General features: G+C 70.8%; 20 protein-coding genes and 1 pseudogene. 12 read left to right on the top strand and 9 right to left on the bottom strand.

The genetic code is table 11. The annotated features are described in order from the left end of the window. Positions 1 to 79: 79 nt before the first annotated feature. The 3 genes from ACVNF4_RS03750 (at position 80) to ACVNF4_RS03740 (ending at position 2,395) form a co-directional block, all read left to right on the top strand. Entirely contained in the window at positions 80 to 451 is a 372-nt protein-coding gene (locus tag ACVNF4_RS03750; protein WP_461801199.1) for a GatB/YqeY domain-containing protein, read from the top strand. Positions 452 to 551: 100 nt separating this feature from the next. Next, positions 552 to 1,763 carry a sensor histidine kinase gene (locus tag ACVNF4_RS03745; RefSeq protein ID WP_461801198.1) on the top strand — a complete coding sequence of 404 codons (1,212 nt, stop codon included), beginning with the start codon at positions 552 to 554 and terminating at the stop codon, positions 1,761 to 1,763. Continuing rightward, complete coding sequence (locus ACVNF4_RS03740) at positions 1,751 to 2,395, top strand: LuxR C-terminal-related transcriptional regulator (protein ID WP_461801197.1); 645 nt, start codon at positions 1,751 to 1,753, stop codon at positions 2,393 to 2,395. Before ACVNF4_RS03745 ends, ACVNF4_RS03740 begins: the two co-directional genes overlap by 13 nt. Positions 2,396 to 2,435: 40 nt before the next feature. Here ACVNF4_RS03740 and ACVNF4_RS03735 read toward each other — a convergent pair whose 3' ends face one another. Next, complete coding sequence (locus ACVNF4_RS03735) at positions 2,436 to 3,017, bottom strand: ribonuclease FAU-1 family protein (RefSeq protein WP_461801196.1); 582 nt, start codon at positions 3,015 to 3,017, stop codon at positions 2,436 to 2,438. A gap of 266 nt (positions 3,018 to 3,283) precedes the next feature. Between ACVNF4_RS03735 and uppS the strand changes: the two genes are divergently transcribed. Both uppS and ACVNF4_RS03725 read left to right on the top strand, forming a co-directional pair. Further along, positions 3,284 to 4,072, top strand: coding sequence for a polyprenyl diphosphate synthase (gene uppS / locus ACVNF4_RS03730; protein WP_461801195.1), 789 nt, complete (start codon positions 3,284 to 3,286; stop codon positions 4,070 to 4,072). Further along, positions 4,069 to 5,496, top strand: coding sequence for an oxygenase MpaB family protein (locus ACVNF4_RS03725; RefSeq protein WP_461801194.1), 1,428 nt, complete (start codon positions 4,069 to 4,071; stop codon positions 5,494 to 5,496). The genes uppS and ACVNF4_RS03725 overlap by 4 nt, the downstream gene beginning before the upstream one ends. 7 nt (positions 5,497 to 5,503) lie before the next feature. Here the strand turns inward: ACVNF4_RS03725 and ACVNF4_RS03720 are convergent, their stop codons facing one another. Then, positions 5,504 to 5,863, bottom strand: a complete 360-nt coding sequence (locus ACVNF4_RS03720; RefSeq protein ID WP_461801193.1) for a hypothetical protein — start codon at positions 5,861 to 5,863, stop codon at positions 5,504 to 5,506. Positions 5,864 to 6,086: 223 nt separating this feature from the next. On the opposite strand from ACVNF4_RS03720, the pseudogene ACVNF4_RS03715 reads away from it, so the two are divergent. After that, positions 6,087 to 6,242, top strand: a pseudogene (locus tag ACVNF4_RS03715) (IclR family transcriptional regulator); the annotation flags it as partial. Positions 6,243 to 6,301: 59 nt separating this feature from the next. Here ACVNF4_RS03715 and ACVNF4_RS03710 read toward each other — a convergent pair. Both ACVNF4_RS03710 and ACVNF4_RS03705 read right to left on the bottom strand, forming a co-directional pair. Next, positions 6,302 to 7,111: an MHYT domain-containing protein gene (locus tag ACVNF4_RS03710; RefSeq protein WP_461801192.1), complete on the bottom strand. Its 810-nt coding sequence runs from the start codon at positions 7,109 to 7,111 to the stop codon at positions 6,302 to 6,304. A gap of 204 nt (positions 7,112 to 7,315) precedes the next feature. Continuing rightward, a complete protein-coding gene (locus tag ACVNF4_RS03705) occupies positions 7,316 to 8,305 on the bottom strand; it encodes a LacI family DNA-binding transcriptional regulator (RefSeq protein ID WP_461801191.1) in 990 nt (329 codons plus the stop codon). A 304-nt stretch (positions 8,306 to 8,609) separates the two neighbouring features. Here ACVNF4_RS03705 and ACVNF4_RS03700 point away from each other — a divergent pair, with 304 nt between their 5' ends. The 5 genes from ACVNF4_RS03700 (at position 8,610) to ACVNF4_RS03680 (ending at position 16,156) form a co-directional block, all read left to right on the top strand. Then, on the top strand, positions 8,610 to 9,533 hold the full coding sequence (locus ACVNF4_RS03700) for a carbohydrate ABC transporter permease (RefSeq protein WP_461801190.1): 924 nt from the start codon (positions 8,610 to 8,612) through the stop codon (positions 9,531 to 9,533). Positions 9,534 to 9,539: 6 nt separating this feature from the next. Beyond that, positions 9,540 to 10,463 carry a carbohydrate ABC transporter permease gene (locus tag ACVNF4_RS03695; protein ID WP_461801189.1) on the top strand — a complete coding sequence of 308 codons (924 nt, stop codon included), beginning with the start codon at positions 9,540 to 9,542 and terminating at the stop codon, positions 10,461 to 10,463. A gap of 70 nt (positions 10,464 to 10,533) precedes the next feature. Beyond that, positions 10,534 to 11,871 carry an ABC transporter substrate-binding protein gene (locus ACVNF4_RS03690; RefSeq protein ID WP_461801188.1) on the top strand — a complete coding sequence of 446 codons (1,338 nt, stop codon included), beginning with the start codon at positions 10,534 to 10,536 and terminating at the stop codon, positions 11,869 to 11,871. Positions 11,872 to 11,960: 89 nt separating this feature from the next. Next, positions 11,961 to 13,988, top strand: a complete 2,028-nt coding sequence (locus tag ACVNF4_RS03685; protein WP_461801187.1) for a beta-galactosidase — start codon at positions 11,961 to 11,963, stop codon at positions 13,986 to 13,988. A 131-nt stretch (positions 13,989 to 14,119) separates the two neighbouring features. Next, a complete protein-coding gene (locus ACVNF4_RS03680; protein WP_461801186.1) occupies positions 14,120 to 16,156 on the top strand; it encodes an RICIN domain-containing protein in 2,037 nt (678 codons plus the stop codon). A 45-nt stretch (positions 16,157 to 16,201) separates the two neighbouring features. Here ACVNF4_RS03680 and ACVNF4_RS03675 read toward each other — a convergent pair whose 3' ends face one another. The 5 genes from ACVNF4_RS03675 to ACVNF4_RS03655 form a co-directional block, all read right to left on the bottom strand. Then, positions 16,202 to 16,645 (bottom strand): hypothetical protein, encoded by a 444-nt coding sequence (locus tag ACVNF4_RS03675; RefSeq protein ID WP_461801185.1) that lies wholly within the window; start codon positions 16,643 to 16,645, stop codon positions 16,202 to 16,204. A 91-nt stretch (positions 16,646 to 16,736) separates the two neighbouring features. After that, entirely contained in the window at positions 16,737 to 17,015 is a 279-nt protein-coding gene (locus tag ACVNF4_RS03670; RefSeq protein WP_461801184.1) for a DUF3040 domain-containing protein, read from the bottom strand. 49 nt (positions 17,016 to 17,064) lie between these two features. Next, positions 17,065 to 18,297: a cation:proton antiporter gene (locus tag ACVNF4_RS03665; RefSeq protein ID WP_461801183.1), complete on the bottom strand. Its 1,233-nt coding sequence runs from the start codon at positions 18,295 to 18,297 to the stop codon at positions 17,065 to 17,067. Between the two features lie 207 nt (positions 18,298 to 18,504). Beyond that, the gene (pgm, locus tag ACVNF4_RS03660; RefSeq protein ID WP_461801182.1) at positions 18,505 to 20,145 is read right to left on the bottom strand and encodes a phosphoglucomutase (alpha-D-glucose-1,6-bisphosphate-dependent); all 1,641 of its coding nucleotides are present in this window, start codon (positions 20,143 to 20,145) and stop codon (positions 18,505 to 18,507) included. An 86-nt stretch (positions 20,146 to 20,231) separates the two neighbouring features. Beyond that, positions 20,232 to 20,798, bottom strand: a complete 567-nt coding sequence (locus ACVNF4_RS03655; RefSeq protein WP_461801181.1) for a TetR/AcrR family transcriptional regulator — start codon at positions 20,796 to 20,798, stop codon at positions 20,232 to 20,234. 87 nt (positions 20,799 to 20,885) lie between these two features. Between ACVNF4_RS03655 and ACVNF4_RS03650 the strand changes: the two genes are divergently transcribed. Next, positions 20,886 to 21,818, top strand: a complete 933-nt coding sequence (locus ACVNF4_RS03650) for an SDR family oxidoreductase (RefSeq protein ID WP_461801205.1) — start codon at positions 20,886 to 20,888, stop codon at positions 21,816 to 21,818. The last annotated feature ends 3 nt before the right edge of the window (positions 21,819 to 21,821 follow it).

Genomic DNA, 21,821 nt, shown 5'->3' with positions numbered 1-21,821 from the left:
TTCAAGGTGCCGTCGACCTTAGCGACCGCCACTGACAATCGGGTTGAGCAGCCGGGCGGCGGGCTCGTAGGGTCCCGGCATGTCCCTACGTGATCAGTTGCGCCGTGCCCTGCCCGAGGCGATGCGGGCCCGTGAGAAGACCGCCGTGAGTGCGCTGCGGGCCACCCTGGCCGCGCTCGACAACGCGGAGGCGGTGCCGGTGGACGCGTCGGCGCTGCGGGGGCAGGCGATCGAGCAGGTGCCGGTGGGGGCCGGGGCGACGGAGGCCGAGCGGAGGGTGCTCGGGGAGGAGGAGGACGTCGTACGGATCGTGCGGGCCGAGGTCGAGGAGCGGCTGCGGGCGGCGGAGCAGGTGGAGGGGACGGCGCACGCCGGGCGGCTGCGGGACGAGGCGGAGGTGCTGCTGCGGTTCCTGGAGCCCGCCGCCGGGCACGGCTCCGCGACCCCCTGACGTCCGGAAAGCGCCTGGTCAGGGGTGGTACCAGTGCCACCCCTGAGACGGGTACCCCCTTCATGGCCCGGCACCCGTCCCGCGCTCTACGGTGACGCACATGCACCTCACCACTCGTCCGCTCCGGGCCGCGCTGAACCCGTTGCGCCGCGCCGCCCGCCCGGTCGCCTTCCACCTCACGGGGCTCCTCATCCAGCTCGGCGTCATGCTGGTCCTGGGCCTGCCGTGGATCTTCTTCGACGCGTCGGCGCTGTGGGCGGTCCTCGTCGCGGTCCTCGTGCCGCTCGCGGCGGTGGTGTCGGCCGCGCCGGTGCTGACCCGGTTGCAGCGGGCGCGGCTGCGGGAGCGGCTCGGGGTGGAGATCCCGCCCCTGCGGGACCGCTCGCGGCGACCGCTCAAGTACCACCTGGCGGCCGGTCCCCTCATGGCGCTCGCCGCGGCTCTGACCCTGCTGATGTGGCCCGTGGCCGCCGGGGCGGTCTCGTTCTACGTGTGGATCTGGGCCGTGCCCGCCGACTGGCGCATCACGCAGGCCGGCTATTCGGTGCAGGGCGCCTACGTCACCGCTGCCGGGATCGCCCTGCTGTACGGCACGGCGTGGCTGTCGGGGGCGCTGGCCCGGCTGGACGGTCGGGCCGCCGAGTCGCTCCTAGGTCCGAGCCGGGCACAGGCGCTGGCCCACCGGGTGAGCGCGCTCGCCGAGAGCCGGGCGGAGCTGGTGGACGCCGTCGACGCCGAGCGGCGGCGCATCGAGCGGGATCTGCACGACGGGGCCCAGCAGCGGCTGGTGTCGCTCGCCGTGAACCTGGGGATCGCGAAGGCGACCCTCACCGATCTGCCGCCGGACGTGCGGCAGGTGCTGGACGAGGCGCACCGGGAGTCGAAGGAGGCGATCGAGGAACTCGGCGCGCTGGTGCGGGGGTTGCATCCGGCCGTGCTGGAGGACCGGGGGCTGGACGCCGCGCTGTCCGGGCTCGCGGCACGGGTGCCGATCCCCGTACGGGTGCGGGTCGATCTGGCGTCACGACCGTCCGCGACGACCGAGTCCGTCGCCTACTTCGTGGTGTCGGAGGCGCTGACGAACGTCGTGAAGCACGCGGAGGCCTCGGGGGTCGAGGTGAACGTGGAGCGGTTCGGGCCGACGCTGCTGGTCGTGGTCAGTGACGACGGTGTCGGCGGGGCGCGGATCGGTGCCGGGTCCGGGCTGACGGGGCTGGCGGGCCGGGTGGCCTCGGTGGATGGCAGGCTGTCCCTCGACAGCCCCGTCGGGGGGCCGACCGTGCTGACTGTGGAGTTGCCATGCGTGCCGTGATCGCCGAGGACTCGGTGCTGCTGCGGATCGGGGTCGTCAAGGTCCTGGAGATGTCCGGGTTCGAGGTGGCCGCCGAACTCGGCGACGCGCAGGAGCTGTTGGCGGCGGTCGAGAAGCACCGGCCCGAACTCGCCGTGGTGGACGTGCGGATGCCGCCCGGGTTCACCGACGAGGGGGTGCGGGCGGCGCTGGTGATCAAACGCCAGTGGCCGGACACCGGGGTCCTGCTGCTCTCCCAGTACGTGGAGGAGCGGTACGCGGCCGACCTGCTCGCCGCGCACACGACCGGCATCGGCTACCTCCTCAAGCAACGCGTCGCGGACGTCGAGGAGTTCGCCGAGTCCGTGCGCCGGGTGGCCGCCGGGGGCACCGCCCTGGACCCCCAAGTGGTCTCCCAACTCCTGATCCGCCGCCACAGCGACCCCCTGGACCGCCTCACCCCCCGCGAACGGGAGGTCCTGGAACTGATGGCCGGCGGACGCTCCAACGCGGGGATCGCCGCACAGTTGGTCGTCAGCGAGAGCGCGGTGGCCAAACACATCAACAACATCCTCGCCAAGCTGGATCTGCCGCGCGCGGACACCGATCATCGCCGGGTGCTGGCGGTGTTGCGGTTCCTCGGGGTGGCTTGAGGGGTACGGGAGCCGGTCCGACCTCGCGCCCCGGCCGGCCCTACGTCAGAGCGACCCGCGCCGGAACGGTCCAGCCGTCCGGTGCCCGCCAGCCGCTCCACTTGGCCCACCAGTGGTCACCGCTCTCGATCAGGGCGACGACACCGGCCGCCGTCTCCCGTACCGACTCGTCCTCGCCGGGCTCGAATCCGCCGGTGGCGGCGCGGTGGGCGAACTCGTCCTCGTCCTTCCAGATGTAGGGCGGGACCTCGGGGGCCGGCGGGATCAGGAGGTCCAGTTCCTGGTCGAGAGTGTCGAAGCCGTCGGGGGTCAGGCGCATGGGGCGCTGGAAATTGACGTACCAGCCGCCCGCGGGCCGGCTCCACACCGAGTACCCGTCGCCGGGGCGCACCAGTTGGAGGACGCCCTCGGAGAGCCAGGTGTCGCCGAGGGCGAGCCAGGGGTGGAGGCCGAGGGAGAAGTCGCCCTGCCCGAAGGTGAGGGGGGTGCCCTGAGCCGTGAAGACGGCGAGTCCGTCGGCGTCGTGCGCCACCACTCGCACCGGGTGGACCAGCCACTCACGGCCGTCCAGGATCTCGCGCCGGACGATGACCTGCCCCGGCGCGAAGAATGTGTTCACCATGCACCGACCTTATCGGGCGGTGTCCCATGTCCCGGGCCGGCGTTGCCCGTTGGCGCACGGCGAGGAAATTCCGCCCTCCTCCGGGACTTCACGGCCACCGGTCTCACCGGCCGAGGAAAACGCGAGGGTGGCCGAAACAGGCGCGCGTCTGGCCGAGTCGTACGGCCGGTGATCTCTTTCGGGTGAATCGGGGGACGTGTTCGACCGTTCGGTGGAAGGGGGAGGCAGGCTGGGGGTGGGTTTCGAGGGCGGGAGGGGCTTGCGGGATGGTGGGGACACGGGTGTCGGCGGGGAGTGAGCGGGGCGCGGTGGCGCCGGGGGAAGTGCCTCGGCATGTGGCCTGTGTGATGGACGGCAACGGCAGGTGGGCGGCGCGCAGGGCGCTGCCCCGGACGTCGGGGCACCGGGCCGCGGAGGCGACGGTGATCGACGTCATCGAGGCCGCGCGCAAGGCGGGTGTCCAGTGGCTGAGCCTGTACGCGTTCTCCACGGAGAACTGGCGGCGGCCCGGCCCCGAGGTGGACTACCTGATGCGGCTGGTGCGCGGGGTGGTCCGCAAGCACGCGCCGCTGCTGCACGCGCGGGGCATCCGCTGCCGGTTCCTCGGGGTGAGCGATCCCCGGATCCCGGCCGGGCTCGCGCGGGACTTCGCCGACCTGATGACGCTCACGGAGGCGAACCGGGGCATGACGCTGACGGTCGCGTTCGACCACGGCGGGCGGCGGGACATCGTGGAGGCGGCGAGGTCGCTGATCCGCGACGGGATCGCGGCCGACGCGGTGGACGAGGAGACTTTCGCCGCGCATCTGCCGTTCCCGGACACGCCGGACGTGGACCTCGCCATCCGTACCTCCGGTGAGCAGCGCATCTCGAACTTCATGCTCTGGCAGGTCGCCTACGCGGAGTGGACGTTCCCGCCCGTCCTGTGGCCCGACTTCCGCGCCCCGCACTTCCTGGAGTGCCTGCACGCCTACCGGCACCGGGACCGCCGTTACGGCGGCGTCGTACAGCCCCCGGCCCCGTCCCCGCAGCCGATCGGAGAGTCCCGCCCGTGACCGACACCGCCACCGCCGAAGTCCCCTTGTTCGGCCCGGGTTCGAAGTTCGACACGTTCGTGGACGACCCCCGGTGGGCGCTGGCCCTGGTCCGGGCGCTCGTCCTGGAGGCCGCGCATCCGCAGGTCGGCGCGGCACTGCTGGACAACTCGACGTTCGTGGCGCATCCGTGGCGCCGTCTGTGGAACACCTACCGCAGCCTGCGCCGCATGTTCGGCGCCGACGACGAGGTCCGCGCGCGGGAGGCGGCCCGCCTCAACCGGCTGCACGCGCGGCTCAGCGGCGACGGAGGCGGGGACGGGCGGCCGTACGACGCGCTGGACCCGGAGGTCCGGGCGTGGGTGGTGGCCACCCTGTTCGAGAGCACGGTCACGATGTGCCGGCTGAGCGGCCAGCCGCTGGACCCGGCGGAGATGGACCGGGTGTACGCGGAGTACCGGGCGTTCCTGGGCGCGCTGGACGGTGAACGGACGCGGCTGCCGGGGACGGTGCGGGAGTTCTGGCCGTACTACGAGCGGGTCGTGGCCGAGGAGCTGGAGAACACCGAGGCGGTGCGGATCATCCTGTACCGGCTGTTCGACCACGTTCCGGCGCCGCCGCTGCTGCGGGGTGTGCCGACGCTGTGGGCGGCGGGCCGGACGGTCGCGGGGCCCGTGATCGGCGCGGTGACGGTCGCGTCGCTGCCGGAGGCGTTCCGTCGGCGGGCGGGGCTGGCCGAGGTGCCCGGGGCGGGGGCGCTGTTGCAGAGCACCTACTTCGCCGCCGGTCTCGCGCGGTTCCTGCCGGAGGGCTGGATCGAGGCGGACAAGGTGGTGGCGCTGCTGTCGGCTTCGCCGGACGGCGACGATCCCCGGATCAGGGCGGTGCGGGACACGGTGAAGCGGGCGGGCGCCTTCGTCCGGCTGGTCACTCCCCTGCCCGCCGAGCCTGCCTGGGCGCCGGAAACCTCGGTCGACGCCGGGGAGTTCTTCGACGCGGTCCTCGACCAGACCGGTGACGGCCGGATCACCTGGCCCGACCTGGCCGCGATGGCCCGCGAACTCTCCTCCCGCCTCGATCTGGACGAACCCCGGGAGGCCCGCCTCTACACCGCGTTCGCCGACTGGTGGCGCGAACTCCAGTCCGCCCTGGACACCGACGGCGACGGCCGGATCAGCCGCGAGGAGTACGCGGCCGGCGTTCCCGCGCTCGCCGGGCCCGCGCTCATCCAGGTCGCCGAGGTCCTCTTCGCCGCCACGGACAGGAACGGTGACGGGAGGATCGACGCGGACGAGTACCGGGCGCTGTTCCGCAAGGGCTTCCACCGTGACCTGTCCGGCGCCGGCGAGGCGTACGAGCGCGGTGACTTCGTGCGGGACTTCCTGTCGTTCATGTCGGGGCACCGGCGGACGACGCCGTTCGATCCGCTGCTCGCGGAGGCGTGAGGCGGGGTCAGCGCGCCGTGCCGCAGTAGGTGCCGGGGATGAGGGCGACGGTCATACAGACCCGGTCTCCCTGGACCAGCGCCGAGGACGGGCTGAACCAGCCTTGCACCAGGTTCGGCCGGGTGACGATCGCGGTACTGCCTCTCGCCGGTGCGCCGTTGACGGTGAAGGAGAGCGACAGGGGGGAGGGCGGTTGCTGGATCACGAACACGTACTGGTAGCCCTGGGCCGCGTCGCCGTCGACCCCGGCGCAGACCCGGGCCTCCGGGATGCAGACCACCTGGGCCGCGGTGGCGGCCGTGGGCCACAGGACCGCGCCGAGTGCGGCGCCGACGGTCAGACAGCTCGCGATGAGTCTCGTTCGCATGGGATGGGCCGTCCCCTTCTCTTCGACAGAGGTTCGTTCGGCCGCCTTCGATGGTGGTGCGCGGGAAACACGGGAGTCAAGAGAGCCGACGGACGTCTTGCCCGACGCCCTGCGGAACACGGTGAAGGGCATCGCCGAGCCACTCACCACTCCCCCACGCGCCGCAGGGCGCGACACCAGGCGGAGTTCGGTCGGCCGACCGGGCCGTGACCGTGCTGGAGAGACCCAGCAGGGCCTGCCGGTCCACGAGCGGCTCGCGGCGGAACCGGGCGAGACCCTCAACCTGGCTGTGCTCCAGGAGCGTTACACCGTCCACCTCTGCCAGGTGCGCGGCCCCGGCGCGATCGGCGCGCACAACTGGGTCGGCCGGCTCACCCCGCCGTAAAAAAGAGGGACCGGCCAGGATACGAACACCCCCCGCCGGCCCCTCCCCACCCCTCACTTCCAGTCGAACGCCCCCACCTCCCGCGCCGGTTCCGCCGAAGGCACTTGCGCCTTCTCCCACTCCGAGCGCCCCATGACGACCTCGGGGTCGAACATGACGATGACCCCGGCGATGAGCAGCAGGATCAGCGGCCCGGCGAGCATGGCCAGCATGAAGGAGAGGAGGCCGGCGGAGGACTGCCCGCTGAGGGTGCCGTGCGCGGCGTGGACGCTGACCGCCGACATCCCGGTGTAGTGCATGGCGGAGACGGCGGCGCCCATGACGAGGCTCGCGCCGAGCGTGGCCCACACGGCGCTGATGGAGACGGCGGCCCAGAGCGCGGCGGTCGCGGCGACGATGGCGATGACGATGGACAGGACGACGATGCCGGTGTCGTAGCGCAGTCCGCCGCCGACCTGGAGCGCGCCCATGCCCATGTAGTGCATGGCGGCGACCCCGAGCCCGGTGACGGTGCCGGCGATGGCGAGGTTGACGACTCCGGCGCCCCGGTAGCCGACGAGGAAGACGCCGACGGAGACGACGACGATCGCGACGAGCAGGCTGAACATCGTCTGGCCGACGTCGTAGTTCATCAGCTGCCCGTCGACGGTGAAGCCGATCATCGCGATGAAGTGCATGGTCCAGATGCCGCAGCCGAGGGATATCGCGCCGAGGGCCAGCCAGCCCCAGCGGCGTTCGCCGCCGGCCCGGCGCAGGGACCGGGTGGTGCAGCGCAGGGCGAGCATCGAGCCGATGCAGGCCATCACATAGGCGGCGACGGGGGTGACGAGACCGTAGTGGAACTCGGACAGGGTGGCGGTCAAGGTGCCGACGCCTCTCTACTTTCGGACAGGGGTCTGCGGCTGAATACGGCGACTGAAACGAGTCACCTGGCCGATTCTTCACCATTCAACCACAACTCCCCCGCATGATCGTCGTATTGCTCCCTTCTTGCACCCGCGTTCCGGGCACGAAAAAGAGGCCATCGCGCGAATTCGCGATGGCCTGAATCCACCTCTGTGACGCCTTCAGCGCACCGGCGGCGGCGCAGTGCTCTCCCGCACCACGAGCCGCGTCGGCACCAGCGTCGTGCCGTGCGCGGGCCCGTCGTGCCGCATCTTCCGCAGCACCGCCCGCACACACAACCGCCCCACCTCGGCGAAGTCCTGATGCAGTGTGGTCAGCGGCGGCAGGAACGACGACGCCTCCGGGATGTCGTCGAACCCGATGACGCTGACGTCCTCGGGCACCCGCCGCCCGCGCTCGTGCAGCGCCCGCAGCAGACCGAGCGCCATCTGGTCGTTGGCCGCGAACACGGCCGTGCAGTCGTCCCGTTCGGCGATCTCCAGACCCGCCCGGTAGCCGGACTCCGCCGACCAGTCCCCGCTGACCAGCGGCGGCACCGGCCGCCCCGCCTGCGTGAGCGTGTCCCGCCAGGCGTCCGTGCGCCGCTGCGCCGCGAAGGAGTCCTCGGGCCCGGCGAGATGCCAGACCGTGTGGTGCCCGAGCCCGAGCAGATGCTGGACGGCGGTCCGCGTCCCCCCGTCCTGGTCGGTGTCGACGACCGTGTACCGCTCCCCCGCGTCGGAGTCGGCGACCACCACCTGGACGTAGGGCGGCAGGTTGATCGTCGCCGCGTCCAGGAGGTGCACCTCCATGATCACGATCACCGCGTCGACCGCGAGTTCCTCCAGGCGCGTGAAGGCGCCGCGCACCTCGTCCTGGGTCGGCACGGCGACCGGCAGGAGGGTCACCGCATACCCCTCGGCGGCGGCCGAGTTGGCGATCGCCTCCAGGGTGCGGACGTTCCCGGTGGACGACAGGGAGAAGGTGATCACGCCGAGCGTGCGGAACTCACCGCGCTTGAGGGCGCGCGCGGCGCTGTTCGGCCGGTATCCCAACTCCCGCATCGCGTCGAGGACTTGGCGGCGGGTCTCCTCGGTGACACCCTCGTACCCGTTGGAGACGCGGGACACGGTCTGGGAGGAGACGCCGGCCACGCGGGCGACGTCGGCCATCGACACGTTCGTCCGCCTGCCTCTGTTCCCGGCAGGTCCGGACCCCTGTGCCGGGAGCCTGTGTGTCGTGTCCATTTTCAACCCCCGGCCTCTTCCTTCACCACGCCGGCCACTCTCTCCCCCGGAGACCCTTGACCTGCGTCATCGGAGGAGTGTAGACATGCCGCCATCAGATGTTTACGTAAACATAACAGCACAGGTCTCTTTTTTTGCTGGCTGATGTTTGCGTAAACATCGAAAGCGACGCCGCACTGGGAACCGTGGGGCGCCGCGGGTTCCATGAGTGGACGAGCGAGGATCGATCATGAAGACGCTGCAAGCGCCGGCCGCCGAGCCGCGGCCGGCACCGCCCCCGGCGAAGAAGGACCGCCGGTCCTGGACCGGCTGGGGTTTCATCGGCCCATTCGTCGCGGTCTTCGCTCTCGTCTTCCTGGCGCCGATCGGGTACTCGATCTACCTGAGCCTCTTCCGCGACCAGCTCATCGGCGGGAACCACTTCGTCGGCCTCGACAACTACACCCAGGCGCTCCAGGACTCGCAGTTCTGGGACTCCCTGGTCCGGGTCGGCCTGTTCCTGCTGGTCCAGGTGCCGATCATGCTCGGCATCGCGCTGCTGGTGGCGCTCGCGCTCGACAGCGGCCGGCTGTACGGCAAGAGCTTCTTCCGGATCACGATCTTCCTGCCGTACGCGGTCCCCGCGGTGGTCGCCACCCTGATGTGGGGCTTCATGTACGGCACGAAGTACGGCCTGGTCCGTGACATCAACGACGCGTTCGGAGTGACCCTGCCGAACCTGCTCGACCCCGGCTTGGTGCTGGCCTCCATCGGCAACATCGTGACCTGGGAGTTCGTCGGCTACAACATGCTGATCTTCTACTCGGCGCTGCGGGTCGTCCCGACGTCGCTGTACGAGGCGGCGGAGCTGGACGGCGCGAGCCAGTGGCAGGTCATCCGGTCGATCAAGATCCCCGCGATCCGGGGTTCGATCGTCATCGCGACGATCTTCTCGGTCATCGGCAGCTTCCAGCTCTTCAACGAGCCGAGCATCCTCCAGCCGCTCGCGAAGAACGCGATCACGACGGACTACACGCCGAACTTCTACACGTACTCGCTGTCCTTCAACGGCCAGCAGCACAATTACTCCGCGACGGTCGCGATCATCATGGGTGTCATCACCATGATCGTCGCCTACGTCGTGCAGCTGCGCGGCATGCGCAAGGGAGCGTGACAAGCGATGACCACCTCTGTCACCACCCCCGCTCCCACGCGGAGCACGCCGAAGCTGCGCACCCCGCGCAAGGGGTACGTCCCCGGCAAGCCGCGCCGCAGCAAGCTGCTGACCGGCCTGATGGCGCTGATGGCCGTCTACACCATCGCCCCGCTGGTGTGGCTGATCATCTCCTCCACCAAGACCCAGGAGGGTCTGGCCGACTCCAACGGCCTGTGGTTCGCGAAGAGCTTCGCGCTGTGGAGCAACATCAGCGACACGTTCACCTACCACGACGGCATCTTCGGCCGCTGGCTGCTGAACACCCTGCTGTACGTCGTCCTCGGCGCGGGCGGCGCGACGCTGCTCGCGGTGCTCGGCGGGTACGCGCTGGCGAAGTTCGACTTCCCCGGCAAGAAGGGCATCTTCGCCGTCGTCATCGGCGCGGTCGCGGTCCCGGGGACGGCGCTCGCGGTGCCGACGTTCCTCATGTTCAGCAAAATGGGGCTGACCGACACCCCGTGGGCGGTCATCATCCCGTCGCTGGTGTCGCCCTTCGGCCTCTACCTCATGTGGGTGTTCGCCGCCGAGGCGATCCCGACGGAGCTGCTGGAAGCGGCCCGCATGGACGGCGCCGGGGAGATCCGGACGTTCTTCCAGGTCTCGCTGCCTCTGCTGGCGCCCGGCATCGTCACTGTCCTGCTGTTCACGACGGTCGCCACGTGGAACAACTACTTCCTTCCCCTGATCATGTTGAAGGACCCGAACTGGTACCCGCTCACGCTGGGCCTCAGTTCCTGGAGCGCTCAGGCGCAGACGATCGGCGGTGACGTGATCTTCAACCTGGTGATCACCGGCTCGCTGCTGACGATCCTGCCGCTGATCGCCGTCTTCCTGCTCCTCCAGAAGTACTGGCAGTCCGGTCTGTCGGCCGGGAGCGTCAAGGAATGACCCTCTAGACCCCACGCAACACGCACCACCCCCACCCTCACCGATCCACCCACGAAGAAGTGGAAGCACCATGCGCAGAACAACGAGCCGTGTCCTTCGCGGCGTCGCCCTCGTCTCCGTCCTGGCCGTCGGCGCCACCGCCTGTGGCAGCTCGGACAGCGACTCGGAGCAGAAGGCCGTCTCCTCCGGGGACCTGAAGACGGCCCTGGACAAGGGCGGCGACATCACGGTCTGGGCCTGGGAGCCCACGCTGAAGACCGTGGCCGCCGACTTCCAGAAGAAGTACCCGAAGGTCAAGGTCAACCTGGTCGGCGAGCGGTCCGGCGACAAGCACTACACGGCGCTGTCGAACGCGATCTCGGCCGGCAAGGGCGTCCCGGACGTCGCCCAGGTGGAGTACTTCGCCGTCGGCCAGTACTCGCTCACCAAGGGTCTGACCGACCTGTCGAAGTTCGGCGCCGACAAGCTCGCGTCGAAGTACACGCCGGGCCCGTGGAACGCCGTCAGCGACGGCTCCAAGGTCTGGGGTCTGCCGATGGACTCCGGCCCGATGGCGCTGTTCTACAACAAGCAGGTCTTCGACAAGTACAAGATCGCCGTCCCGACCACGTGGGACGAGTACCTGGACGCGGCCCGCAAGCTGCACAAGGCCGACCCGAAGGCGTACATCGCGAGCGACACGGGTGACGCCGGGTTCACGACGTCCATGCTGTGGCAGGCCGGTTCGCGTCCGTACAAGGTCGACGGCACCAAGGTCGGCATCAACTTCGACGACGCGGGCGCGAAGAAGTTCGAGACGGTCTGGCAGACGCTGATCAACGAGAAGCTCCTCGCCCCGGTCACCGGCTGGTCCGACGACTGGTACAAGGGCCTCGGCGACGGCAGCATCGCCACCCTCGCGACCGGCGCCTGGATGCCGGCCAACTTCGCCACCGGTGTCCCCGGCGCGAAGGGCCAGTGGCGTGCCGCGGCCATGCCCGCCTGGGCCAAGGGCGACAAGGCGAGCGCGGAGAACGGCGGCAGCTCGCTGACCGTCCCGGCGCTGGCGAAGAACAAGGAGCTGGCGTACGCGTTCGTCGAGTACGCGAACTCCGGTGCCGGTGTCGCCACCCGTGTCTCCGAGGGCGCCTTCCCCGCCACCAAGGCGGAGCTGGCCGACCCGACGTTCCAGGCCAAGAAGTTCGACTACTTCGGCGGCCAGGAGGCCAACAAGATCTTCGCCGAGTCCGCGGCGAACGTCGCGAGCGACTGGAAGTACCTCCCCTTCCAGCCCTACGCGAACTCGATCTTCAACGACTCGGTCGGCAAGGCGTACGTGTCCTCCACGACGCTGGCGCAGGGCCTGAAGGCCTGGCAGGACGCCTCGATCAAGTACGGCAACGAGCAGGGCTTCACGGTCGAGAAGTAGTTCTCTCTCGCCTGAGCAGTCTCAGAACGACCGGGCGGCGCGGCCCTGTGCCGCGCCGCCCCCGTGCACCACCCTTGGGAAGGACCGCCATGATCTCCACCCTCCACGCCCGCGCCGGTCGCGGGGCGGACGGTGACCCCACCCCCCGCTTCGGCTACGGCGCCGACTACAACCCCGAGCAGTGGCCCCGGGAGGTGTGGGAGGAGGACATCCGCCTGATGCGGGAGGCGGGCGTCAACGTCGTCTCCGTGGCGATCTTCTCCTGGGCGCGTATCCAGCCCGGTCCGGACACCTGGGACTTCGGCTGGCTCGACGAGGTCATGGACCTGCTGCACGCCGGCGGCATAGGCGTCGACCTGGCGACCGCGACCGCCTCCCCGCCGCCGTGGCTGACGACGGCCCACCCGGAGATCCTCCCGGTCACGCAGACCGGCGAGACCCTGTGGCCGGGCGCCCGCCAGCACTGGCGGCCCACCTCCCCGGTCTTCCGCGAGCACGCCCTGCGCCTGGTGCGCGCGATGGCGGACCGCTACCGGAACCACCCGGCGCTGGTCGCCTGGCACGTCTCGAACGAGCTGGGCTGCCACAACGTGTACGACTTCTCGGACGACGCCGCGCGCGCCTTCCGGCTGTGGCTGCAAGCCCGCTACGGCACGCTGGAGGCCCTCAACCACGCGTGGGGCACGGCGTTCTGGTCGCAGCGGTACACCGACTGGGCGCAGATCCTGCCGCCCCGCCTCGCGGCCTCGCACCCGAACCCGACGCAGCAGCTCGACTTCAAGCGGTTCTCCTCCGACGTCCTCAAGGACTACCTGCGCGCCGAGCGCGACATCCTGAAGGAGATCACCCCGGACGTCCCCGTCACCACGAACTTCATGGTGATGGGCGAGACGAAGGGCATGGACTACGCGGACTGGGCGGCGGAGATCGACTTCGTCTCCAACGACCACTACGTCCACCCCGGCCCGCAGTCGCGCGACGAGCTGTCGTTCTCCGCGAACCTGACGAGCGGTATCGCGGGCGGCAAGCCGTGGTTCCTGATGGAGCACTCCACCAGCGCCGTGAACTGGCAGCCGGTGAACGTCGCGAAGCGCCCCGGCGAGCTGGCGCGTGACGCGCTGCTGCACGTGGCGCACGGCGCGGACGCCGTCTGCTACTTCCAGTGGCGGCAGTCGGCGGCGGGCGCCGAGAAGTACCACTCGGCGATGGTCCCGCACGCCGGCCGCGACAGCGAGGTGTTCCGTGCGGTCGCCGACCTCGGCGCGACCCTCAAGGCGCTTGCGCCGGTGGCCGGTTCGGACCGGGAGTCCGCGCGGGTCGGCATCGTCTTCGACTGGGACTCGTGGTGGGCCAGCGAGCAGGACTCGCACCCCACCGAGCTCCTCAAGTACCGCCAGGAGGGCCTGGACTGGTACTCGGCGCTCCTCGCGCTCGGCGTGCGCGCCGACCTGATCACCAAGCGCACCGACTTCTCCCGCTACGACGTGCTGATCACGCCGATCCTGCACGTGATGTCGGCCGAGCTGGCCAAGGAGCTCACCCGGTACGCCGAGCAGGGCGGCCACCTGGTGACGACGTACTTCTCGGCCGTCGTCGACGAGAACGACCACATCTGGCTGGGCGGTTACCCCGGCGCGCTGCGCGACGTCCTCGGCATCCGCATCGAGGAGTTCGGTCCCCTCCTGGCGGGCGAGTCGGTCGCGCTGGACGACGGCACGACCGGCACCCTGTGGACGGACCGTGTCTCCCTGGCCGACGACGCCACCGAGGTCCTCGCCCGTTACGCGTCGGGCGACCAGTCCGGGCGCCCGGCCGTCACGCGCCGCAGCACGGGCGGCGGTTCGGCGTCGTACGTGTCGACGCGCCTCGGTGTCGAGGGGCTCACGGCGCTGCTGCCGAAGCTGCTCGCGCCGGCCGGCGTCGAGAGCGAACTGCCCGAGCAGGCGCGGGGCCGTGTGGAGTTGACCGTGCGCAAGGGTGCCGAGGAGAAGTTCCTGTTCCTCGTCAACCGCACGGACGACACCGTCGGCCTGGGCGCGTTCGCCGGTGAGGTACTGTACGGCTCGCTGACCCTCGGCCCGCGTGAAGTGACGGTCGTACGCCGCCCGTTGGTCTGATCCCCCGCATATCCCCCACATCTCCGACTCCCCGGGCGACGTGTGTCCGTCCGCCCGGGGCCACCCCTCCCTGCCCGTGCGGCGGGGAGGGGCCACCGCAGCGTTTCCACCTATGAAGCTGGGAGCACACGATGGCACGACTCACCCGCGACAGACGGTTCCTCGGGGCGGCCTCGATGACCGCGCTGGCGACCGGGGCGGCTCTGCTGGCCGTCCCCGCGCCGCTCGCGCAGGCCGACACCGCCACCCCTACGGTCACCGTCCAGCCGGATCCGTCGTACAAGCAGGACAAGTTCGAGGGCTGGGGCACCAGCCTGGTGTGGTTCGCGAACGCGACCGGCGACTACCCGAAGGACGTCCGCGAGAAGCTCGCGAAGCTCCTGTTCGGGGACGACGGTCTCGCGCTGAACATCGCGCGTTACAACATCGGCGGCGGCAACGCCCCCGACGTGAAGGACTACTTGAGGGCCGGCGGCGCCGTCCAGGGCTGGTGGAAGGCCCCGGCGGGCACCACCCGCACCGATGTGAACTGGTGGAACGCGGACAACCCGGCCAACTGGAACGACAAGGCCGACGCGACCCAGCGCTGGTGGGTCGACCGCATCAAGAAGGACATCACCCACTGGGAGACGTTCTCCAACTCCCCGCCGTGGTTCATGACGGTCAGCGGTTACGTCTCGGGCGGCTTCAACGCAGGCGACGAGCAGCTGAAGGCGAGTTCGGTGAACGACTTCGCCGCCTACCTCGCGGGGGCGACGAAGCGTCTGGAGAAGGCGTCCGGGATCAAGGTCGACACGGTCGACCCGTTCAACGAGCCCAACACCAACTACTGGGGTACCCGGCTGAACGAGGACGGCCAGCCCGTGGGCGGCCGTCAGGAGGGCGCGCACATCGGGCCCGCGATGCAGGAGAAGGTCCTCGCGGCGCTCGCCCCCGCGCTGAGGAAGGCCAAGGTCGGCGCCAGGATATCGGCGATGGACGAGACCAACCCCGGTATCTTCACGACGAACTGGAACTCCTACTCCCAGGCGTCGAAGGACCTCGTCGGCCAGATGAACGTCCACACCTACGGCACGAGTCAGCGCACCACCGTGCGCGACCTCGCCAAGGCGGCCGACAAGCCGCTGTGGATGAGCGAGGTCGAGGGCGACTGGGGCGACGGGCAGAGCTTCACGGACATGCGCCCGGGTCTGGGTCTCGCCCAGCAGATGGTCAACGACCTGCGCGAACTGGAGCCCAAGGCGTGGGTGTTCTGGCAGCCGGTCGAGGACTACGACAACATGAAGCCGGGCGGCGAGTCCGCCAAGGGCGGCAACTGGGGTTCCATCCAGCTCCCGTTCAGCTGCAAGTCGAAGGACACGCTGAAGTCGTGCCCGATCTACACGAACACCAAGTTCGACACGGCCCGTAACTTCACGCACTTCATCAAGCCCGGCGACAGCCTGATCAAGGTGGACGACACCTCCAGCGCCGCCGCGGTGACGCAGGACGGCAAGGGCGCCTCGCTGGTCCACGTCAACTCGACGACCGCGCCCCGCAAGGTCGTCATCGACCTGTCGCGCTTCGGCAAGGTCGACAAGAAGGCGACGGTCACCCCGACCGTCACCGACGCCGCGGGCAAGCTGGTCAAGCAGGCCGCGGTGAAGGTCGCGGGCGGCAAGGCGTCGTTCACGGTCCCGGCGCAGTCGGTGACGTCGTTCGCCGTCAAGGGCGTCTCCGGTGTCGCGGCCGACGCGAGCCTGTTCAGCAAGGGCAAGGCGTACACGCTGACGGGCGTCCAGTCGAACAAGTCGGTGACCGTGGCCGCCGACGGCACCGGTCTGACCATCAACTCGGCGAACGGGGCGGTCGCCCAGCAGTGGCGTCTGGAGCAGGTGTACGGCACGACGGGCAACCGTCTGCGGTACGTCTTCGCGAACCCGGCGGAGGGCAAGCGCCTCGCCGTCCGCAGCGACGTCCCGGTGATCGAGCCGGACACCGGCAAGCGTGACCCGGCGACCGAGTGGATCCTGTCCACCACGGGCGACGGCACCTGGACCCTGGTGAACGCCTCGACGGGCCGTCTCCTGGAGGTCGGCGGCCAGTCGACCAACGAGGGCGCCGCGGTCACCACGTGGTACGGCAACTCCGGCGCCAACCAGCGCTGGCGGATCGCCCGGGTGAACTGACCCGGCGCGACGACGGAGGGGCCCCTCGTGAGAGGGGCCCCTTTCTCATGCGCCGGTGGGCAGCGGGCTCGGCCCGCTGCCGGTGAGCTGCACGATCTCGCCGCCGATCTTGGGCCGGAGCTTCTTCAGCACGTCGGGCTTCCCGCCGACCGCCCACTGGGGGCCGATGAGGTAGGTGCCGCCGTAGATGGCCGCCGCGTCCAGCCAGGTGTCCCGGAGGGTCTCCTTCGGGAACGTGGTGACGATGTAGTTCCCCTGTGCGGTCCGGCAGCTCCCCTCCCGCAACTCGTCCGCCTGGATGCGGATGCTGGGGGTGCAGCCGGTCATCCCCGCGATGATCTCGACCTTCGCGGGCGCGACGACCTGCGCGGCGGCGGCCGGCGCGGTCCCCCCGGACGCCTTCGCGGCGGGTTTCCCGTCCCCTCCCCCACAGGCGGTCAGCAGGAACAGCAGGGAGAGCGCGGCGACGCCTCGGGCGGTGTGGGGCACGGCGATGGCTCCGGGGGATCGGACGGGGTCGGCAGGTACACCGGGTGATACGCACGGACAAGGCCGGACGTTCAGTGCACGCCCCCTCAGCTCAGCGCCCCCCGCCCCCCGGATGCCTGCGGTGCGGGTCGAACAGGGTCGCCGCCATCCCCGCGAGGACCAGCCCGGTCGCCAGCAGCAGACCGTGGGGCAGGGCGATGCCGACGAGGAGCAGGGCGCCCGCGGTGCCCAGGGCCCACCAGGCGTGTGCGCGGCGGTACTCGCGGGGGCGCCGTGGCCGGCCCTCGGCCAGGGCTCGGGCGAAGCGGGCGTCGTCGCGTTCCGTCGCGGACGCCAGGGCCTCCAGGCGGTCCTTGTCGCCGTCGGACACGGGTCCTCCCGTCCGGGCCTGTGCGGGGCCCTGCCTGACTGAGAGTCCGTCACCGGTCGGGGGCGGTGACGGGGTCCCTCACCTCTTTCCTGATGTCTTCCGCTCCGGGTCCCCGCTCAGTCTTCGGCGTGGACTTCTCCGCACGGTCGTGCACCCGTCCCGCCGCGAGCGGCCCGAGCACGGCCAGGACGAGGACGTACCCGGCGATGAACGGCGCGAGCCGGCTGTCGAGTCCGGCGTTCGCGGCCATCGCGGCGAGGATCAGCGCGAACTCGCCGCGTGCGAGGAGCGTCGTCGCGATGAGGACCGCCTCACGCGCCCGGTAGCCGTACAGCCGCGCCACGACGAGCCCGGCGGCGATGTTCATGGCGAGCGTCAGTGCCACCGCGACGAGGACCGGGACGGCGACGGCCGCGAAGTCGCCGGGGTCGATGGCGAGTCCGAAGGCGAAGAAGAAGATCGCCGCGAACGCGTCCCGCAGCGGATGAACCAGCCGGCGGATCCGGGGCCCGGAGGGCGTGCCGCCGAAGATGAGGCCGACCATGAACGCGCCGATCGCGTCCGCGACCCCGAGGTACTCGGAGACGCCCGCGACGAGGACGGCGGCGCCCAGGAAGCTGATGACGAGGAGTTCGTCGTCACGGACGTGGATCAGCCGGGCGACCAGCCGGGTGCCGTAGCGGGCGGCGGTGGCCAGGAGCAGCAGGAACCCGAACGCCTTCGTGACCTGCCAGGCGATCTCCAGACCGCCTTCCGCGCCGCTGATGACGGGCTGGAGGACGGCCAGGTAGAGGGCGAGGAAGATGTCCTCGACGACGATGACGCCGAGGACGATCTTCGTGCCGGGGTGTCCGATGCGGCCGAGGTCGATGAGGATCTTCGTGACGATCGCGGACGACGAGATGCCGAGGACGCCCGCCAGGACCAGCGCCTCCCGCGCGCCCCAGCCGAGGCCGAACCCGAAGGCGAGACCTGCGCCGACGTTCAGCACGAGGTAGCTGCCGCCCGCGAGGAGCAGCCGCCTGCCACCGTTCCTCAGGTCGTCGACGTGGAATTCGAGGCCGAGGTAGAACAGCAGGAGCACGAGGCCGAGCGCGGAGAGCATCTCGAAGTCGTGCGCGTCCCGCACGAGCACGATCCCCGGGGTGTGGGGGCCGAGCAGGATCCCGGCGAGGGTGAAGAGCGGGATGGTGGGCAGCCCGAACCTGTTGCCGAGCCGGGCGAGGACGGCTGCGGCGAGGAAGGCTCCGCCGAGGGCCAGCAGCGAGTCAGCGTGTCCCATGGGTCACCTCCCGCCGGCCTGCGTCGGGACGGGGTCGTGCTGCGCGCGGGGAGTGGATAGGGCTGTCCTCCTGGGACGACGGCACCGCCGAAGGCGGCGCGAACGGTGGAGTTGGACGACCCGGGTCCGGTCAACCCGGGCCTTCTTCCACCCTTCCGTCCGCGCGCGCTCCCCGGTATCGGGGGCGACACCCATATCCGGCCGGGGTCAGCCGCCCAGCGCGTCCAGCACGACTGTCCGCGCCTCGTCCTGCACCCGGGCGAGGTGCTCGGGCCCGTTGAAGGACTCGGCGTAGATCTTGTACACGTCCTCGGTGCCCGAAGGCCGCGCCGCGAACCAGGAGTTGGCGGTGGACACCTTGATCCCGCCGAGCGCGGCCCCGTTCCCGGGCGCCTCGGTCAGCACGCCCGTGACCTCTTCACCGGCGAGGGTCCGTGCGGTCACCTGGGCCGGGGACAGCTTCGCGAGGAGCGCCTTCTCCTCGCGGGAGGCGGGCGCGTCGATGCGGGCGTAAGCGGGCGTGCCGAACCTCTCGGTGAGCCCGGCGTACAGCTGCGAGGGCGTCCTGCCGGTGACGGCGGTGATCTCGGAGGCGAGCAGCGCGAGGATGATGCCGTCCTTGTCGGTGGTCCACACCGAGCCGTCGCGGCGCAGGAAGGAGGCGCCCGCGGACTCCTCGCCGCCGAAGCCGAGCGTGCCGCCGACCAGGCCGTCCACGAACCACTTGAAGCCGACGGGGACCTCGACGAGGGTGCGGCCGAGGTCGGCGGCGACACGGTCGATCATCGACGAGGAGACCAGCGTCTTGCCGATGCCCGCACCGGCGGGCCAGTCGGCGCGGTGCCGGTACAGGTAGTCGATGGCGACGGCGAGGTAGTGGTTGGGGTTCATCAGGCCGGCGTCGGGGGTGACGATGCCGTGCCGGTCGGAGTCGGCGTCGTTGCCGGTGGCGATGTCGTAGCGGTCGCGCTGGGCGATGAGGGAGGCCATCGCGTCCGGGGAGGAGCAGTCCATGCGGATCTGGCCGTCCCAGTCCAGCGTCATGAACCGCCAGGTGGGGTCGGTGTTCGGGTTGACGACCGTCAGGTCGAGGCGGTGCTGCTCGGCGATGCGGCCCCAGTAGGCGACGGACGCCCCGCCGAGCGGGTCGGCGCCGATGCGGACTCCGGCCGCGCGGATCGCGTCGAGGTCGAGGACGTTCGGCAGGTCGGCGACGTACGTGCCGAGGAAGTCGTACCGGCCGGTCGTCCCGGCGGTGAGGGCCTGGGTGTACGGGAGGCGGCGGACGTCCTTGAGGCCGGCGGCGATGATCTGGTTCGCCCGGTCCTGGATCCAGGAGGTGGCGTCGGAGGCCGCGGGGCCGCCGGACGGGGGGTTGTACTTGAAGCCGCCGTCGGCGGGCGGGTTGTGGGAGGGGGTGACGACGACGCCGTCCGCGAGGCCCGTGGTGCGGCCCTTGTTGTGGGTGAGGATCGCGTGCGAGACGGCCGGGGTCGGGGTGTAGCCGCCGGCGCTGTCGAGCAGGACGGTGACGCCGTTCGCGGCGAACACCTCCAGGGCGGTGACCTGGGCGGGTTCGGAGAGGGCATGGGTGTCGGCGCCGATGAAGAGCGGGCCGTCGGTGCCCTGGGCGGTGCGGTACTCGACGATGGCCTGGCTGGTGGCCGCGATGTGGTCCTCGTTGAACGCGGTGTTCAGCGCGGAGCCGCGGTGGCCCGAGGTGCCGAAGGCGACGCGCTGGCCGATCTCCGCCGGGTCGGGGTGCAGCGCGTAGTACGCGGTGACCAGCCGGGCCACGTCGACAAGGTCCTCGGCTTCGGCCGGCTTACCCGCTCGCTCGTGCCGCATGGGTGGGTTCCTCCGCATCGGTTCGTTCCCTGGTCGGGGTCATCTTCCCTTGTCAGGGAGGCGGCAGGGAACCGGGGGTGGGACTGTCAGCGAGCTGTCACCGCTCTGAGCGCGGCCAGGGTCTCGTGGATCAGCGGCCCGAGTCCCGGGCCGCCGTCCTCCTCGATCCAGCGCGCGAGGGCCACCTTGAAGACGGCGGTGCCCGCCTCGGCCGCGAGGGACGCCTCCCGGTCCGGCACACCGCGCTCACGCAGGACGGTGGCGAGGGTGGCGGAGAAGTACGCGAGCTTGACCAGTTCGCGCTCCCGGAGTTCGAGGTGGGCGTCGATGACGGCCTGGCGGCGCCGGGCGTGGGAGCGGCGGGTCTCTGGGAAGTCCTCGGCGGTCGCGTCCAGGACGGCGGCGACGACGTCGAGGGGCGGCGCGTCGGCGGGGACGGTCTCGGCGGCGGTCGTGATCCGTTCCAGGAACTGTCCGGTGCCGCCGAAGAGGACTTCGCGTTTGTCGGCGTAGTGCCGGAAGAAGGTGCGCTCGGTGAGGCCGGCCCGCTCGGCGATCTCGGCGACGGTGGTGCGCTCGTAGCCGCGCTCGCCGTACAGGTCGAGTGCCGCTTTGGCGAGGCGTCCTCGCGCGTCGGGCTGCCATCGGCTCATGGCGGGATCTTATCTCTATGACAGTGACTGACATCAGGTGTACGGTCGATGACAGTGACTGACATCAACTCGTTCTGGGGGTTTCCCATGCGTGTGTTCGTGACAGGTGCGTCCGGCTGGATCGGTTCGGCTCTCGTGCCGGAACTGCTGGGCGCGGGACATGAAGTGGTGGGTCTGGCGCGCTCCGACGCGTCGGCCGACGCACTGAAGGCCGCCGGGGCCGAGGTGCGGAGGGGTTCGCTGGACGACCTCGCGGTCCTGCGGAAGGCGGCGGACGAGACGGACGGGGTGGTGCATCTGGCGTTCAAGCACGACCTGGCGTTCAGCGGGGGTTTCGACCGGGCCGTCGACGCCGACCGGCAGGTCGTGGAGGCGTTCGGGGACGTGCTGGCCGGTTCGAACCGACCGTTCGTGCTGGCGTCGGGGCTGATGATGATCACGCCGGGCCGGGTGGCGACGGAGCGCGACACACCCGCCGTCTCCGCCGGTCAGGAGGGTCCGCACGGCCGGCACGCCAACGCGGTCGCGACGGTCGCTCTCGCCGAGCGCGGGGTGCGTTCGTCGGTGCTGCGGCTGCCGATCGTGCACGGGGACGGCGACCCGGGGTTCCTGGCGACGCTGGTCGACCTCGCCCGGCAGCACGGCAGCGCCGGATACATCGGTGACGGCAGCGCCCGCTGGACCGCCGCTCACCGCTCCGACACGGCCCGGGTGTTCCGGCTGGCGCTGGAGAAGGCACCGGCCGGTTCCGTGCTGCACGGCAACGCCGAGGACGGGGTGCCCCTGCGCGAGGTCGCCGAGGCGATCGGACGGGGGCTCGGGGTCCCGGCCGTCCCGGTCACGGCGGACCGGGCGGGCGAGCACTTCAGCTGGCTCGCCCCGTTCCTCAGCCTCGACTCCCCCGCGTCCAGCGCCCACACCCAGGAGCTGCTGGGCTGGACCCCCGAAGGACCGGGCTTGATCGCCGACCTGGACGCGGGGCACTACTTCGCCGAGGGCCGCACCGGGATCTCCACCTGACAC

The organism is Streptomyces sp. S6 (assembly GCF_054880855.1).
This window is presented reverse-complemented; position numbering and strand designations above follow the sequence as displayed.

Excerpts from the sequence above, each read along its gene's own strand:
- ACVNF4_RS03690 (WP_461801188.1), top strand. The coding sequence starts at position 10,534 with ATGCGCAGAACAACGAGCCGTGTCCTTCGCGGCGTCGCCCTCGTCTCC.
- ACVNF4_RS03735 (WP_461801196.1), bottom strand. The coding sequence starts at position 3,017 with ATGGTGAACACATTCTTCGCGCCGGGGCAGGTCATCGTCCGGCGCGAG.
- ACVNF4_RS03695 (WP_461801189.1), top strand. The coding sequence starts at position 9,540 with ATGACCACCTCTGTCACCACCCCCGCTCCCACGCGGAGCACGCCGAAG.
- ACVNF4_RS03665 (WP_461801183.1), bottom strand. The coding sequence starts at position 18,297 with ATGGGACACGCTGACTCGCTGCTGGCCCTCGGCGGAGCCTTCCTCGCC.
- ACVNF4_RS03740 (WP_461801197.1), top strand. The coding sequence starts at position 1,751 with ATGCGTGCCGTGATCGCCGAGGACTCGGTGCTGCTGCGGATCGGGGTC.
- ACVNF4_RS03655 (WP_461801181.1), bottom strand. The coding sequence starts at position 20,798 with ATGAGCCGATGGCAGCCCGACGCGCGAGGACGCCTCGCCAAAGCGGCA.
- ACVNF4_RS03680 (WP_461801186.1), top strand. The coding sequence starts at position 14,120 with ATGGCACGACTCACCCGCGACAGACGGTTCCTCGGGGCGGCCTCGATG.
- uppS (WP_461801195.1), top strand. The coding sequence starts at position 3,284 with ATGGTGGGGACACGGGTGTCGGCGGGGAGTGAGCGGGGCGCGGTGGCG.
- ACVNF4_RS03685 (WP_461801187.1), top strand. The coding sequence starts at position 11,961 with ATGATCTCCACCCTCCACGCCCGCGCCGGTCGCGGGGCGGACGGTGAC.
- ACVNF4_RS03750 (WP_461801199.1), top strand. The coding sequence starts at position 80 with ATGTCCCTACGTGATCAGTTGCGCCGTGCCCTGCCCGAGGCGATGCGG.
- ACVNF4_RS03700 (WP_461801190.1), top strand. The coding sequence starts at position 8,610 with ATGAAGACGCTGCAAGCGCCGGCCGCCGAGCCGCGGCCGGCACCGCCC.
- ACVNF4_RS03720 (WP_461801193.1), bottom strand. The coding sequence starts at position 5,863 with ATGCGAACGAGACTCATCGCGAGCTGTCTGACCGTCGGCGCCGCACTC.
- ACVNF4_RS03650 (WP_461801205.1), top strand. The coding sequence starts at position 20,886 with ATGCGTGTGTTCGTGACAGGTGCGTCCGGCTGGATCGGTTCGGCTCTC.
- ACVNF4_RS03705 (WP_461801191.1), bottom strand. The coding sequence starts at position 8,305 with ATGGCCGACGTCGCCCGCGTGGCCGGCGTCTCCTCCCAGACCGTGTCC.
- pgm (WP_461801182.1), bottom strand. The coding sequence starts at position 20,145 with ATGCGGCACGAGCGAGCGGGTAAGCCGGCCGAAGCCGAGGACCTTGTC.
- ACVNF4_RS03745 (WP_461801198.1), top strand. The coding sequence starts at position 552 with ATGCACCTCACCACTCGTCCGCTCCGGGCCGCGCTGAACCCGTTGCGC.